This is a genomic window from Paenibacillus sp. 481 (genome assembly GCF_021223605.1).
Classification (GTDB): domain Bacteria; phylum Bacillota; class Bacilli; order Paenibacillales; family Paenibacillaceae; genus Paenibacillus_B.
Genome location: NZ_CP075175.1, coordinates 4,860,829 through 4,876,598 on the forward strand (window position 1 = coordinate 4,860,829; position 15,770 = coordinate 4,876,598).

The 15,770-nt window shown below is 45.4% G+C and carries 1 protein-coding gene; it reads left to right on the forward strand.

Annotated elements, in window-relative coordinates:
• Window positions 1-29: 29 nt before the first annotated feature.
• Window positions 30-15,671, forward strand: a complete 15,642-nt coding sequence (locus tag KIK04_RS21360; protein WP_269671037.1) for a non-ribosomal peptide synthetase — start codon at window positions 30-32, stop codon at window positions 15,669-15,671.
• The last annotated feature ends 99 nt before the right edge of the window (window positions 15,672-15,770 follow it).

The following is a 15,770-nucleotide window of genomic DNA, read 5'->3' on the forward strand; positions in this document are numbered from 1 at the left end:
TCTAAGCTGATCACGTTCATTACACCGACATTGAGGAGTGGATTACTTTGAATTCGGAAGCTGTTTTTGAAAAAGAGAAAGCTTTTTGGCACGATAAGTTTGATACAGAAGATCAATTCATTTTCCTTCCTTATACAAAAACAAATCATTTGCAGCAGTATACCAATCGTGTTCACACTTTTCACAGTACGTTTCCATCTTCAACCTACCAACGAGTTACAGCTATTGCTGGCGGGTCCCAGTTAGCTGTTTTTATGATTTTGTTAGCAGGTGTAGAGTCGTTGTTATATAAATATACACGTGAAGAAAATATGATTTTAGGAATTCCAGCGCTAAACGCAAGTAATCTGTTAATTTTAAAAAATACGGTTAATCATGCTAGTACATTTAAATCATTATTACAGCAATTGAAAGCATCTGTGAGCGAAAGTATTGAACATCAAAGTCACTCGATATGGAACTTCATCGAACACTTAAATATTCAATATGATGCTAGTGGCGCTCCAATAATGAACACGATCGTGGCCTTAAAAGAAATTCATGCCGATGATTTTAATCACAATGTCGCTTCGGATGTTATTTTTCGGTTTGACTTAGAAAATAGTTCCCTGCAATTAAAAGTAATGTATAACGAACTTCGTTACGACGAGGCTTATATTGCTCAGTTTGTGAGCCATTTACACCATATTTTCTCTATCATGCTGTATCAGGTTGAGCTTGAAATTGACGAAATAGATCTTTTATCAGAGGATGAGAAAACGAAAATCGTAGTGGAATTTAACCATACGGAAACGGATTATCCTCACGATAAGTCGATTGCTCAGTTGTTCGAGGAACAGGCAGCACACACACCAGACCAATTAGCCGTGGTCTTTGAACATAAGCAGCTTACATATGGCGAATTAAACGCAAAAGCCAATCAGCTTGCTCGTACATTAAGGTCTGAAGGCGTACAAGCGGACGATTTAATCGGCATTGTAACCGATCGTTCTGTAGAAATGCTAATTGGAATTGTCGGGATTTTGAAAGCCGGTGGCGCGTATGTACCGATTGATCCTGATTATCCAGAAGATCGTATTAACTACATTTTGGAGAACTCTGGAGCAAATCTGGTGCTGCACCATAACAAGGAGATACGGGATCGGGTATCCTTTTCTGGTAAGTTCATAGATTTATATGATACGCAAGTATATAACGAAGACAGTACGAACTTGGCATGCATAGCGAAGCCAGATCATCGGGCTTACATCATGTACACCTCGGGCACGACTGGCAAGCCTAAAGGGGTTATGGTTGAGCAACGCAATGTGGTTCGATTGGTGAAAAATACGAATTTTGTCGAGTATAACGAGCACACACGTATATTGCAGACAGGTAGCGTCGGATTTGATGCTTCCACATTTGAATTTTGGGGAGCTCTGCTAAACGGTGGGCAGCTGTATATGGTGCCGAGTGACGTGATTTTGAATGCGCCGTTGTTTAAAGACGCAATTCGAAAATATAAAATTAATTTGATGTGGCTGACATCGCCACTATTTAATCAATTGTCACAACAGGATAGGCAGCTATTTAATGGTGTTGAGACGTTGCTGATCGGAGGCGACGTCGTATCCGTCCCGCACATTAATCAAGTATTACAAGACAATCCTTCATTACGTATCATTAACGGGTATGGCCCAACAGAAAATACAACGTTTTCTACTACATTCGAGATTCGTAGTGAGCAGACAGAAGCTGTACCTATTGGACGTCCGATCGCTAATTCCACAGCTTACGTGGTGGACACTCAGATGAGATTGCAACCAATAGGAGTCTGGGGTGAACTTCTAGTAGGTGGCGATGGTGTAGCACGGGGATACTTAAACGATTCAGAGCTTACGGCGCAAAAGTTTATCGAGAATCCATTTCAAGCTGGCGAACGCTGCTATCGGACAGGAGATATCGTGCGGTGGCGGGCAGATGGAGTTCTTGAATACCAGGGCCGTATGGATGAGCAAGTGAAAATACGTGGCTACCGCATTGAGCTTGCTGAAGTGGAATCGCGAATAGCTTCGCTAGATATCATTCAAGAAGCGGCTGTGGTGGCGCGTGAAGATAGCACAGGGCAGAAGGTGCTTTGTGCATACTTTGTGGCTCCTACACGATTAAGCACAGGTGAAATACGACATGCATTATTAAAAGAGCTACCTAGCTTTATGATACCGTCCTATTTCGTGCAGCTAGAGCATATGCCACTTACGATGAACGGAAAAGTAAATCGAAGGGCGCTACCTGCGCCAGAAGAGAACGTTCGATCTGGGGCCGAGTATGTAGCACCGCGCACAGCAACAGAAGAAACGCTACTTTCCATTTGGAAAACGGTCTTAGGAACCCCGAATATCGGGATATTTGATAATTTCTTCGATCTTGGCGGAGACTCTATTAAATCGATTCAAGTATCTTCGAGGTTGTATCAAGCCGGATATAAAGTCGATATGAAAAAGTTGTTCAACTTCCCAACTGTCGCAGAATTGAGCAGTCATTTACAGCCGATTGGTCGAATTGCGGACCAAGGGGAAGTGAGTGGTGCAGTTGAATTGACACCGATTCAGCAGTGGTTTTTTGAGCAAAATAGTCCTGCCCCGCATTATTTTAATCAGGCGGTTATGTTATATCAGGAGCAGGGCTTCGACGAAGCGGTGCTTCACAAAGTCATGCATAAATTGGTGGAGCATCACGATGCGTTGCGGATGGTGTTCCGCGCAGCCCCGAACGAAATGCGATTCGAAGCTTGGAATCGTGCTATCGATGAAGGGGATCTGTACAGCCTGAACATGTTCAACTTTAAAGAAGTAGCAGAATCAAGTCTAGCTACAGCAATAGAAGCAAGCGTGAGTAACATGCATAACAGTTTTAACATAGGCGAAGGCCCACTCATTAAAATAGGCTTATTTCAGTGTGCAACTGGCGACCATCTCTTAATCGTAGTTCACCACTTGGTGATAGACGGTGTGTCGTGGCGAGTTTTGTTTGAGGATTTCGCGACAGGCTATGAGCAAGCGGCACAGGGGCAAGAGATTCTCCTTCCGCAAAAAACAGACTCGTTCCAAAGATGGGCGGAGCAATTGTCTCATTTTGCAAAGCGTGATAACGAAGCACTTCAGCTAGAACGGGCGTATTGGGAGCAACATACGAGCCACACGGATCATATGCAGCTACCTAAAGATGTAGAGCAGGACGAAGCCAATCCACACAAGAAGTCGCTGCTGCTGGATTGCGATACACTGACGGTTCAACTAACTGAACAGGAAACGGAACAATTACTGAAACAAGCTAATTGGGCCTACAATACGGAAGTCAATGACTTATTGCTGACGGCATTAGGCATGGCCGTTCATACTTGGACGGGTATGGAGCGGGTAATGGTCAATTTAGAAGGCCATGGTAGAGAGCCCGTTGTTCCAGATATCGATATTTCACGAACAGTGGGCTGGTTTACAACCCAATATCCTGTCGTGTTGGATTTGGACTCAAACATAGACGTGTCCCGCCGAATCAAACAGGTAAAGGAACGTTTACGGCAAATTCCGCAAAAGGGAATCGGCTATGGTATTTTAAAATATTTGTCGGGTCTTCAAAAGAGCGCAGCTTTTGGGGGCGAACCGGAGATTAGCTTTAACTATTTAGGTCAGTTTGATCAAGACCTCCAAAATAGTGCGCTCCAGCTTTCCCCTTTTTCAAGTGGAGAAGAAGTTAGTGAGCAAATGGCTAAAACGTATACGTTAGATATAAATGGAATCATTGGTGCAGGATCGTTGCTACTGACGATTACTTATAGCCGAAAAGAGTATCGACATGAAACGATGGCGCATTTTGCTGAATTATTACGAGCGAGCTTGCTTGAAATTATTGCACACTGTGTGACGAAACAGCATGCCGAATTGACGCCAAGCGACGTCTTACTTAAGGGCATGACCATTGAGGAGCTAGAATGGCTAGTCGAGGAAAATCGCCAAGTTGGCGAAATCGAGGACGTTTATGCCTTGGCGCCGATGCAGACAGGAATGTGGTTCCATAGCTTGCTAGAGCCCGGTTCAGCAGCCTATTTTGAGCAAGCTGTATTTGATCTTAAAGGGATCTTTTATGTTGATCCGTTTACGAAAAGCTTAAATTCATTAATAGAAAGACATCAAATTTTCAGAACTAATTTTATAAATGGTTGGCAAGATAGTCCTGTTCAAATTGTGTATCGGAAAAAGGAATTGGATTTCCATTTTGAAGATATACGTGGGCTGGATGAGGAACTGCGAGAAACATATATTTCTACGTATACGAGTGAAGACAAGGCAAAAGGATTCCATCTTGCTCAAGATGCGTTGATGCGTATATCGATCTTGCGTATAGCTGAAGAGGAATACCATTTTATATGGAGCTTCCATCACATCTTGATGGACGGCTGGTGCTTATCACTCGTCATCAAAGAAGCATTCGGTACTTACTTTGAATTCCTGAATCAAAGCGTGCCAGAGCTTACGACGGTAACGCCTTACAGCGAATATATTAAGTGGATCGAGCAGCAAGATAGGGAGGCAGCAACTCGCTTTTGGAGCGACTACGTGTCAGGAACGGATCAGCAGACGATGCTGCCTAAGAAGACGACAAGCTATGTAAATGGTTATGAATCGGAAGAGCTTACTTGTACGCTTGGCAAGAACTTGACCGAGAAATTGAATCGGCTTGCTAAACAGGTTCAAGTGACGAACAATACTCTGATGCAGACTGCTTGGGGTATTGTGCTGCAAAAATATAATCAGAGCAATGATGTCGTCTTCGGAAGCGTCGTATCGGGAAGACCGTCTGAAATTACCGGTGTGGAGAACATGATCGGGCTGTTTATCAACACCATCCCTGTGCGCATACGTAGTGAAGCAGGGGACAGTGTTACCGATGTGATCCAAAGAGTTCAGGAGCATGCGCTGGCAGCTAATGCCTACGACACGTATCCACTATACGAAATTCAGGCGTTGAGCGATTTAAAGCAGGATTTGATCAATCATTTGTTAGTATTTGAAAATTATCCGGTGGAACAACAGGTGGAAGAGCTAGGCAGCGATCAACCAGAAAGCTTCACCATTGAAAATGTAGATATGGCCGAGCATACGAGCTATGACCTTAACTTGACGGTTATGCCTGGTGAAGCGATCAACGTGTGCTTTGGATACAATAGGCTGGTGTTTGACCCGATCACGATTGATCGCATGCAAGGACATTTACTGCACATTTTGGAGCAAATTGTTCATAATCCGGACGTCAGTGTGGAAGAGCTGGAACTGGCAACGGCAGACGAGAAAGAGCATATTTTACAAGTGTTCAACGCAAATGAAACGGACTTTCCGCAGGATCAAACGATTCAACAGTTATTTGAAGAACAGGTTATGCGCGATCCGAATGCGGTGGCAGTCGTATTTGGAGATGAGCAGTTAACATACGTTGAACTTAATGAACGTGCGAACCGACTGGCGAGGACATTACGAACCAAAGGTGTGCAGGCTGATAGTCTGGTAGGGTTAATGACGGATCGTTCGCTAGATATGATCGTCGGCATTATGGCGATATTAAAAGCGGGTGGAGCGTATGTGCCGATCGATCCACAATTTCCTGAAGAGCGTATTCGTTACATGATTGAGGATTCAGGAGCGCGCGTATTGGTCGTGCAGCATCATTTGAAAGACCGGGTGCCAGTAGAGGTACATTTGGCGGTTGAGCGCACATTCGTCTTACTGGATGATGAGCAATCTTACAACGAAGACGGTTCGAATCTGGATCTTGCTGATACAACGAACAACTCGAGCAATCTGGCTTATGTGATTTACACTTCGGGAACGACGGGTAAACCTAAAGGGAATTTAACGACACATCGCAACGTTGTACCGATTGTCAAAGCGACGAACTATGTGGATATTAATGAGCAAGACAACATGTTGCAATTAGCGAGCTACTCCTTCGACGGTTCCGTATTTGATATTTTCGGTGCATTATTAAATGGCGCTAAGCTCGTGTTAGTTCCTAAAGAGACGATGCTTGATTTAGGAGAGTTGGCAGCATTAATTGATCGAGAACAGATTTCGGTCATGTTTATTACGACAGCATTTTTTAACGTACTCGTAGATATGCATATCGATTGCATGCGTCATATGCGCGCTATTTTGTTCGGAGGAGAGCGTGCTTCGATCAGTCATGTGAGAAAAGCGCTAGCCTATTTAGGCCCTCATATATTGAAAAATATGTACGGACCGACGGAAAGCACGGTCTATGCGACCTACTACAATATAAATGAAGTGGACGAAGCGGCAACGACGATACCGATAGGTCGCCCTGTAAGCCATACCACGATTTACATCGTTAGTGGCGTGAATGGACTACAGCCAGTCGGAGTACCGGGAGAGCTGTGTATTGCTGGGAACGGTTTGGCTCGCGGTTATTTGAATAGCCCCGATCTGACGGCAGAGAAGTTCGTGGACAATCCTTTTGCATCAGGGGAGAGAATGTACAGAACCGGGGATCTGGCGCGCTGGCTGCCAGACGGCACGATTGAATATTTGGGACGGATGGACGATCAAGTAAAAATACGTGGCTTCCGGATTGAGCTTGGGGATGTGGAAGCGCAGTTGTTAAAAGTGAAATCGGTTCAGGAAGGAACAGTAATTGTCTGGGAGACAGACAACGGTGATAAACAGCTGTGTGCGTATTTTGTAGCCGAGCAGGAACTATCGCTGAATGATCTGAAAGGTAGCATGGCACGTGAATTGCCGGAATATATGATTCCGTCGTATTTCGTCCAGCTAGAGAAGATGCCGCTAACGACAAATGGAAAAGTGGATCGCAGGGCGCTGCCGGCTCCACAAGGGGGTATGCAGTCAGGCACGGAATACGTGGCTCCGCGAACGGAAATCGAGGCTCAATTGGTAAGTATTTGGCAGGAAGTGCTCGGTGTTGCAAACATCGGAGTTAAAGCTAACTTCTTTGATTTAGGAGGACACTCTTTACGAGCAACCACGCTTACGGCCAAAATACACAAGGAACTGAAAAAGAAAGTGCAGATTCGACACATTTTTAAGTATCCAACGGTTGAGCAGTTGGCACAGCTGATTGTTGAGGAAGAGCAAAGTGAATACTTGTCTATTCCGCTTACTAGCAAAAGTGAATATTATCAGCTGTCATCGACGCAGAAACGGATGTACATTTTAAGTAATCTGCAAGGTGGAGAACTCAGCTATAATATGCCGGGTGTCTTGTTAGTAGAAGGGTCCTTAGATCCGAAAAGGCTGGAAGCAGCATTCCGCCAACTAATATCTCGTCATGAAACATTGCGGACTGGATTCGAAGTTGTTAAGGGAGAACCTGTGCAGTGTGTTTATGATGACGGTGATGTTGAATTTGCGGTGGAGATTGTGCAAGCGAGCGCTGAAGCAGTAGATGAGCAGGTACGTGATTTTGTGCGTGCATTTGATTTGAAGCAAGCGCCTTTACTTCGCGTTGGATTAATTGAATTGCAACCAAATGAACATCTTTTAATGTACGATATGCATCATATCATATCGGACGGCGTCTCGATGAACATTTTGATTCAGGAGTTTGTTCAGCTTTATGTCGGTGAAGAGTTATTACCACTTCGTATTCAGTATAAGGATTATGCGGCATGGCAGCAGGCAGGTATGCACGGTGACCAGTTTAAACAACAAGCATCAGATTGGCTGGATGTCTTCAAGGGAGAGCTGCCTGTACTTGAAATGCCAACCGATTTTGTAAGGCCAGCTGTGCAAAGCTTTGAGGGACGTACATTTGATTTTACTATTGGGACAACAAGTTACGAAGGCTTAAAGCGCATTGCGGAGCAAACGGGCACAACCTTATATATGGTGCTTCTAGCCGTTTACACAACGTTTCTGCATAAATATACAGGTCAAGAAGACGTCATAGTGGGTACGCCAATCGCGGGTAGAGCGCATGCTGATTTAGAGCCGATGATTGGCATGTTTGTCAATACGTTGGCGTTGCGTAACTATCCAGTAGCTGAACAGACGTTCGTCAACTATTTGCATGATGTCAAAGAAAGAACGATTAAGGCATTTGAACATCAAGATTATCCATTCGAACAATTGGTTGACAAGCTTAAACTCAAAAAAGATATGAGCCGCAATGCCCTGTTTGATACGATGTTCTCCTTGCAAAACATGGATGACCAGGAAATAAGCATTGCAGGGTTGCAATTTAAGCCTTACCCAAGTGACAACACGGTCGCAAAATTTGACCTTTCGCTAGAAGTGACGGAGGGTGCGGCAGAGCTTATATGCAGTATCGAGTACAGTACAGCTCTGTATAAGCCAACGACGATTGAGCGGATGGCCGAGCATCTTACGCAGCTGGTCGATGTTATTATTGGTAATCCGCAGGCGACGCTGTCTGCGATTGAGCTGGTCACTGTGCAAGAGCGAACAATGCTCTTGGAAACGTTCAATAGTACGACAACGGATGATATAACGGAGCAAACGATTTATCAGCTGTTCGAGGAGCAGGTGGAGCGTACACCGGATCAAGTGGCTGTGGTGTTTGGCACCGAGCAGATGACGTATCGTGAATTAAATGACAAAGCGAATCAGCTTGCCCGTACGTTGCGGGCAAATGGCGTGCAACCTGATCAGCTTGTCGGTGTGATGGTGGGGCGTTCACTTGAGATGCTAATCGGTATTTTCGGCATCTTAAAAGCTGGTGGCGCATATGTGCCAATCGATCCTGAATATCCGGCTGAGCGGGTTCATTATATTTTGGAGGATTCGGCCGCACAAGTCATTGTGCTGCAACGACATTTACAGGAGCGAGTTGCTGCTGGATTTGCTACTGGATTTGCTGGGAAACAGGTGTTGCTGGAGGATGACGCCTCTTACGATGCAGACCGTTCGAATTTGACGCCGCTTGCTGGACCAGACCATTTGGTCTATGTGCTCTATACGTCAGGCACTACGGGTCAGCCGAAAGGGGTAGCGATTGAGCATCGGAGTGCTGTGAATACGGTGAGCTGGTATTACAACCAATACATTCATTCGCTCAATCCGCACGTATTGCTGACGGCGGAATTCACGTTTGATCCTAGTGTTGAGCAAATCTTTAGTACGCTGCTTCATGGTGCTACACTGCACGGAATTACAAAGGACAAGCTGTTAGAGCCATCCTTTGTGGCGGGCTATTTGAATGAACATCAAATCAACTTGCTCGACACGTCTCCGATGTTGATGCAAGAGCTGCTGGCTGATCGTGAGCGGATCGACAGCTTAGAGGTCGTCATTTGCGGGGGTGAACGACTTGAAGATCGGTTGAAAGATAAGATTGTACAGCAAGGTTATTCGCTGTACAACCACTACGGTCCGACAGAGACCACGGTGGATGCGCTTGTGAGCTGCTGCGAATCAGAAGTAAAAGTATCGTTAGGGAAGCCCATCCCTAATACGCAAGTATATATTTTGGACGAGCAGTGCCATTTGCAACCGATCGGTGTCGTCGGCGAGCTGTATATTGCCGGTAAAGGGGTGGCGAGAGGCTATGTGAATCGTCCAGAGCTGACCGCAGAGAAATTTGTAGCCAACCCGTTTGTACTTGGACAGCGGATGTATCGCACAGGGGATTTGGCCCGTTGGCTGCCGGATGGAAATGTGGAGTTTGTTGGTCGGGCTGATGATCAGGTGAAAATTCGTGGCTACCGGATTGAGCTTGGTGAAGTTGAAGCTCAATTGGCGAAAGTTGCGTCTGTGAAAGAAGCGGCTGTAATCACGAGAGCGGACGAATCCGGATCTCAACAGCTGTGTGCCTACTTTGTAGCAGAACGCGAGTTGACCGTTAGCGAGCTGAGAGGTGAACTTGTACAGGCACTGCCGTTGTACATGGTTCCTTCGTATTTTGTACAGCTAGACAAAATGCCGCTTACATCGAACGGTAAGTTGGATCGAAAAGCGTTGCCAGCCCCAGTAGGAGGCAGCCAATCCGGTGTGGAGTACGTCGCGCCACGTACAGAGGTGGAACGTACGCTCGTGAGCATTTGGAAGGATGTGTTAGGTGCTTCCACCATCGGCGTTCATGACAGCTTCTTTGATCTCGGCGGGGATTCCATTAAATCGATTCAAGTTGCGTCAAGGTTGTTCCAAGCGGGATATAAGTTGGAAATGAAAGAGATGTTCCAGCATCCTGTTTTGTCTGATTTGAGTCAGTACGTGCAGCCGATCGGTCACATTTCTGAACAAGGAGAAATCACAGGAGTCGTGAAGCTCACTCCAATCATGCACAGGTTCTTTGAGCAACAAATGACCGATGCGCATCATTACAACCAATCGAAGATGTTGTATCGGGAAGGCGGATTTGACGAAACGGCCATACGTGCTGCTTTCACGAAAATTGTCGAGCATCACGACGCGCTACGGATGGTGTTTCGTTCGACTGCAAGCGGAGTAGAGGCTTGGAATCGCGGCAATGACGAAGGCGAACTCTACAGTTTGGAAGTTTTTGACTTGAAAAATGAAGCGAATGTCGCAGCTGCGATTGAAGCGCAGGCAACAGCTATTCAAAGAAGTATCCATTTAAGTGAAGGCCCGTTAATGAAGCTCGGATTGTTCCGGTGTGCCGAAGGAGACCATTTGCTCATCGTGATCCACCACCTTGTAGTCGATGGAATATCGTGGCGTATCTTGTTAGAAGATATTGCGGCCGGCTACGAGCAAGCGGATGAAGGGAAAGCCATTCAGCTACCGCGCAAAACGGATTCCTTCCAGTTGTGGACAGAACAGCAGGCGGAATACGCAAATAGCGAAACGATGGTGCGTGAGCAGTCGTATTGGCAGCAAATTGAAGCAGAAACGTACACGCCATTGCCGAAAGACTATTCAGTCGAGCATTCGCTTGTAAGCGATAGTGATACGGTTACGGTGCAATGGACGCAACAGGAGACGGAACAGCTGTTGAAGCAAGTCCACCGTGCTTACAATACGAAAGTGAATGATCTGCTGCTATCGGCGCTAGGAACTGCAGTCCATGAGTGGACAGGGATTGAGCGCGTGCTGGTGAAGTTGGAAAGTCACGGTCGAGAATCGATGTTACCAGATCTCGACACTACACGGACGATAGGTTTGTTTACAAGTCATTTCCCTGCCGTGTTGGAAATGCACAAAGGTCAAGACTTATCGAGACGGATTAAGCAAGTGAAGGAAGGCTTACGACAAATTCCGCAAATGGGAATGGGGTATGGCTTATCTCGATATTTGTTCGAGGGCGTGGATACGATAGGTTCAGCACACAAGTCCATATTTAATGTACAGCCGGAAATTAGCTTCAACTACTTGGGACAATTCGATCAAGAGGTACAAGATGTACAAGATGTACAAGAGGTAAAAGGCGTACAAGACGTAGAAGACGTACAAGACGCAGAAGACGTACAAGACGTACAAGACGTACAAGACTTAGAAAAGACAGCTATTCAAGTCTCCTCGTATTCCAGCGGTTTAGATAGGAGTGAGCATGCTGTTCGGGATAGTGTATTGCACATAAACGGCGGAGTTACAGCTGGTACCTTATCGATGTCCGTTAGCTATAGTGTCAAAGAATACCGGAAGGAAAGTATAGAACACTTTGCTAATTTGTTTAAGACAAGCCTGCAAAGCATCATTCAACATTGTGTAAGCAAAGAGCGTTCTGAATTGACGCCTAGCGATGTTTTGTTAAAAGGAATGACAATGGACGATTTAGAGGAGCTCGTCAAGCGGACAGCGCATATTGGTGAGATTGAGAACGTATATGCATTAACGCCAATGCAACACGGCATGCTGTCTCATAGCCTCAAAGTTCCGAACTCAGGTGCCTATATCGAACAAACCATTTATGACTTAAATGGAAGCTTCGATGTTGAATTGTTCAAGAAGAGTGTAGCGCTGCTGTCAGAAAGACATGATATATTTAGAACTAATTTCCATAGTGCATGGCGTGGCCAGCCATTACAAGTGGTATTTCGGAACCGTGCGGTTGGACTTTACGAGGAAGATATTCGCGGGTTGGAGAAGAGCGAGCTTGCGGCGTATTTATTGGATTTTGAGCAAGCAGACAAAGCAAGAGGCTTTGATGACTTGGCTCAAGATGAATTAATACGTGTATCCATTTTGCGAACGGGTGAGGAGGCTTACCGCTTTATTTGGAACTTCCATCACATTTTGATGGACGGTTGGTGTATGTCACTTGTAGCCAAAGAAGCATTTGGAAGCTATTTTGATCTCCTGAACGAAAGAAAGCCGGAACTTCCTCCGGTAACGCCTTATAGTCGTTATATTGAATGGCTGGAACAGCAAGATTACGAAGCGGCTTCTACCTATTGGCGTCAATATATTGCGGGTTACGAGCAGCAATATGCGCTGCCAAAAATGAATGCATCGAAGCAGAATAAGGCTAATGCGTATCAGACAGCAGCGTTTTCATCTGAGCTAAGTAAAGAGCTAACGGAGCAGATGAATCGCTTGGCGAAGCAGCAGCGAACGACAATTAATACGTTGTTTCAAACGATTTGGGGAATTTATTTACAGAAATATAACGGAAATCAGGATACTGTTTTCGGAAGTGTTGTCTCAGGTAGACCATCAACTATTCCGGGTGTTGAGAGTATGATTGGTCTTTTTATAAACACCATCCCCGTTCGTATTCGGAGTGAAGAAAGCGAAACTTTTGTAGAGTTGGTAACTAAGATTCAGCAGCAGGCGTTGGACTCCAGCGCGTACGATACGTATCCGCTCTATGAAATTCAATCACTTGCTGAGCATAAGCAGAATTTAGTTGACCATATTATCGTCTTTGAGAACTATCCGATGGGCAAGCGAATTGAAGAGATGAGCAAGGAGGATGAGTTCAGCTTTACAATTGACCTGGTCGATACCATTGCACAGACGAGCTATGATCTGACTTTGATGGTCGTCCCTGATGAAGAGCTTTACTTCCGCTATTCGTATAACGGATTGGTCTACAGCCAATCCGATATGGAACGTATTCAAGGGTATATCGTTCACCTTATTGAGCAAATTGTACAAAACCCGAATATTCGCATCGGCGAATTGGAATTGGCTACTGCTGAAGATAAGGTGCAAGTACTGGAGCGCTTCAACGCGACGGCAACGGAATATCCACGAGAGAGCATGATTCACCTCATGATTGAGGAGCAGACAGTGCGTACGCCAGACCTTGTGGCAGTCGTAGGGGAGAATAAGCAATGGACCTACCGGCAGTTGAATGAACGGGCTAATCAGCTAGCACATGAGCTATTGTCTCGTGGCGTGAAGCCAGGTAGCGTGGTTGGTTTGATGGCGGATCGCTCACCGGATATGATAGCTGGGATGATGGCTATTTTGAAGACAGGTGGATGCTTTGTTCCGATTGATCCGCAGTATCCATTTGGACGGATTCAATACATGATGGAGAATAGCGGCATTCGATTACTTATGACAGAAGCTGTTCATATGGAACGTGTGCAAGCTGATTTCTCAGATGTAGAGATGATAGACTTACATCAGCAATTGGATGATGTGGGATTGAATGTTGTTTCTCGCGGAGCAGCGACAGATGCCCTGTATATGATTTACACGTCGGGTACAACAGGCAATCCAAAGGGTGTTGTTTTGGAGCATCGCAATATGGTCAATTTGCTGCACTATCAGTACACGAGTACGAATTTGCCGTACGATAAACATGTGCTGCAATATTTCACGAGCAGCTTTGATATGTGCTATCTAGAGTTGTTCTCAACGCTAGCCGCGGGTGGGTGCTTATACATCATAGAAGAGGAAGCAAAGCGAGATATTAACTATTTACTTACCTTTATCGAACGCTGGCAGATAGATGTTGTAATGTTTCCTACGGCGGTAACGAAGTTTTTGTTTACAGAAGAGGGGCTGGCAGAGCGGTTTCCGACGTGCGTCAAGCATATTGTGACCGCAGGAGAGCAGCTAGTTGTGCCAGAAAGATTAGCGAGCTTCTTGCGACGCAATCAAGTCTATTTGCACAATCATTACGGACCTTCAGAAACGCATGTTGTGACAACGTTGACGATAGGGCCAGAGGATGCAGAGGCTGGTGTCCCTAGCATTGGAGCACCTATTTCCAATACTGCAATCTATATTTTATCGGATACTGGCGCGCTCCAGCCTGTAGGTGTGCCAGGAGAACTGTATATATCGGGAGACAACGTAGGTAGAGGCTATGCAGGTAGAGCTGACCTTACAGAAGAGAAATTTGTTGCTGATCCGTTCCGCTCAGGTGAACGATGCTATCGGACAGGCGATCTAGCCAAATGGTTGCCGGATGGAACGATTGAATACTTAGGTCGTATCGATCATCAAGTTAAAATTCGTGGATATCGGATCGAAATTGGTGAGATTGAAGCCCAATTGTTAAATGTATCGTCGGTGAAAGAAACTATTGTTCTTGCGATTGAAGGCCATAATGGCCAGAAGTCGCTCTGTGCATACTTCGTTGCCGATCAAGAGCTTAGCATAGGTGAGCTAAGAGGTGACTTGTCAGAGTCACTGCCAAGCTATATGATTCCTTCTTTCTTCGTACAGTTGGCACGGATGCCGCTTACTCCGAACGGGAAAATTGACCGTCGGGCGCTGCCTTCCCCAGAGGAAAGCATGCTGTCCAGTGAGCAATATGTTGCACCACGAACACAGTTAGAAGGTCGCTTGCTGCTCATATGGCAGGAAGTGCTTAGTAATCCGAACATTGGCGTTAAAGAAGATTTCTTTGACCTTGGTGGACATTCGATCAAAGCGATTGAGTTGACTGTAAAAATTCAAAAAGATTTCGGTATTGAAATTCCGTACCGCATCGTCTTTGAAGCACCAACGGTCGAAGCGATGGCACAAGCTGTTGCTGAATTAATGATGAAGCGGACAGGCAGCAATCCATTTGTGAAGCTAAATCAATCGGGAGCGATTAATGTGTTCTGCTTCCCTCCAATTTACGGCTACGGGATAGCGTTCTCAGAGCTTGCCAGACTACTTGAGAGCGAATGCGTTGTCTATGCAGCAGATTTTATTGAGCACCACGACAACTATGATGAAATGTTGGAAAAGTATGTGGATTTCATTTTGAGCATACAGAACGAAGCACCTTATGTACTTATGGGTTACTCGGCAGGCGGAAATCTGACGTATGAGGTCGCTAAGGCAATACAAAAGAGAGGGCTTGCTGTTTCAGACGTCTTTATGATTGATTCTCAGAAGCGACATGCTGCTGTCGCAGTGGATGAAGCGTATGAAGCTGATGAAACGTTCTTTATTGAAAAAGTGTTTGGTAAGGATGCAAATGTACAGCAATTAGCCGAGAAATATAAAGGCAAGGCGTTGGCTTATGCAACATACTGGAATCAACTTGTTAATGAAGGGACAATTCAGGCCAATATCCACGGATTTGCAACGATTGATAATCCAGAGCAAGATAAAGTTGCAATTGGAAATTCGTTGATGTGGAAAGATGCAACGTGTGGCAGCTACGCGGAGCACTTGATAATTGGAGAACATGTCGATGTGCTTGACACGGGGTATATCGAGGAAAATAGTAAAGTGATCCGACATGTCATTAAGCAGATTGTTAGCAACAGGTTGGCCATGCGTTAAAGAATTGACATGAAAGGGGATTCGAGCAAGTAGAATCTCCTTTCTTTCTGATTAAAAGTCTCACTCATAGCGTACACGAGGCGTTTTTAAAATATTTTC